Source organism: Limnospira sp. (assembly GCF_051859755.1).
Lineage (GTDB): Bacteria > Cyanobacteriota > Cyanobacteriia > Cyanobacteriales > Microcoleaceae > Limnospira > Limnospira fusiformis.
Genome location: NZ_JBIMLI010000301.1, coordinates 1 through 1,858, shown reverse-complemented (window position 1 = coordinate 1,858; position 1,858 = coordinate 1). Strand labels below are relative to the sequence as shown.

Annotated in this window: 2 protein-coding genes and 1 pseudogene; all 3 read left to right on the top strand. The window is 43.1% G+C overall.

What is annotated here, in order from left to right; translation table 11 throughout:
- Positions 1–417 (top strand): annotated as a pseudogene (locus ACTIE0_RS24100) (hypothetical protein); the annotation flags it as partial.
- Between the two features lie 154 nt (positions 418–571).
- Positions 572–1,564, top strand: coding sequence for a hypothetical protein (locus ACTIE0_RS24095; RefSeq protein WP_006669888.1), 993 nt, complete (start codon positions 572–574; stop codon positions 1,562–1,564).
- Positions 1,565–1,651: 87 nt separating this feature from the next.
- Complete coding sequence (locus ACTIE0_RS24090) at positions 1,652–1,780, top strand: hypothetical protein (protein WP_006669889.1); 129 nt, start codon at positions 1,652–1,654, stop codon at positions 1,778–1,780.
- Positions 1,781–1,858 lie beyond the last annotated feature (78 nt).

The following is a 1,858-nucleotide window of genomic DNA, read 5'->3' as shown; positions in this document are numbered from 1 at the left end:
TCCGAGGGCAGTATCTATAAAGTCCTCAAAACCAGTGTGGAGCAGTTAGCCGCACCCTTGCGACAGGCGTATTTAGAGTTAGGGATTGTGGCAGCGGATGTGCAAGTGTCGGAGGCGGCGTTAGTCAAGTTGTGGGGACGGCGGGGGGAGATGCCGGACTATCGGTTGCGGCAGTGGTTGACGGAGTTGGCGCAACGGGGGTTAGTGTTTGTGTCCGGGGAGTCGCCCTCGCGGTGGATGTCGTTGCATGACGTGCCGCAGAAGTATTTACGGGAACAGGTGCAGAATCCGGCGAGGTTGCATCGGGACTGGTTGCAGAGTTATGGCGGCTTGGCTACGGGGTTGCGACTAGCTACCCTCTTGGGTTACAGTAGGCTGATAAAGGCCGTAGGCATAGGCATCAGCCCCGACGGGTAACGGGTAATTTCCGGTTCATGGAATAGCACCCTGAAACGGTGGGACATTGGGTGCATTCATTTTCGATGCTGATTCCGTCAGATGGAGTGAATTACTCGCCAGAGGGAGAGACCGGGATCGCAAAACTTGCCAAACTTAATGGAGGGATATACTCATGAGTACCTTAGATACTTGTAAGAATTGTGGCAAATCAGTAAGTTCAGAACTTACATCATGTATTCACTGCGAAGCGGTACGCTGTCGAATCTGTAAACAATTAGATAAATGCTATTCCACTTCTGGCATGGACGATGGAGCGCTTAGTATTTCGATTTGTAGTCGATGTTTACAAGATATTAAATCAGCAAAACCAAAATCAACAAATTTTTTGAGTGAATGGCGGTGTGAGCTTTGTGGATATACTAACAAGGAATCTACATCATGGAGGTTTAAAAAATATCAGCCAAGATGTCCTTATCGACCCCAAAGAGATCTAGGATATAATAATAGGGAATACGGTTTTTTAACCCAAAAAAATGTTCAACGATACTACCATAGTTGGAATGAAAATAGCAATAATCCCAACGCACATATAAAAATGTTCTTAGGAGATTATTTCTCCTTGTATGATTCATGGTTATACGACGGTTTGCCTAACTCATTATCATGTTCAAATTGTGGACATGCCCAAAAAGTCGATAAATTATTTTATCCAGCTAAGTTGAAAGATTTTGAATGTGCCTACTGTCGGCAATATGGTAGTCTGGAAAGCATGAGTGTCCTAGTACGTCCTTGTATAAAGTATGAGTCTAGTTACAATTACACTACTCGCAGAGGTGATACTTTGACTTGTCACATATGTGATGAGGTTCGTTTAATACATAATAGTTGCTTGAAATATTGTGAAAAGCCTACATCAAACTCAGTCAGAATAGAAAGCAATAATTATGAAATCTGGAGTGTTGAACAGGTTTTAAGCCGAGCAGATGAAATTGAAAAATTAGTACAAAATCGTATAAAAAAAAGCCAATTCGTTGACCGAATTCCAGAATTTGTTAAATGGCTGCTACTAGGGTTAATAATCGCTGCTATTTACTCCTGGGGGTGGATAGGATTACTGGTTTCTGTGATAGCAATATCTGCTTTTAGTTTTTGGTTCTTTCATTAGCAAACATATTTTAATTGAATTCTCATAAAAGCCGTTTTCGGTTCATTCGATAAAACCCTGAAACTGTGGGATTTGGAGACGGGGGATGTGTTAGCCACCTTTACCGGGGAAGGTGCGATGTATTCCTGTGCCATTGCCCCAGATGGGGTGATGTTGATGGCGGGGGATGAAGGGGGGCGGGTGCATTTTCTGCGGTTAGAGGGGTTGAGGGGTTAAAATCACTGTGGACTATCTAATTTTGTTAGAATTACCGAAATATATCAACTGATTCACTCATGGAAATTGCCAAAGTCT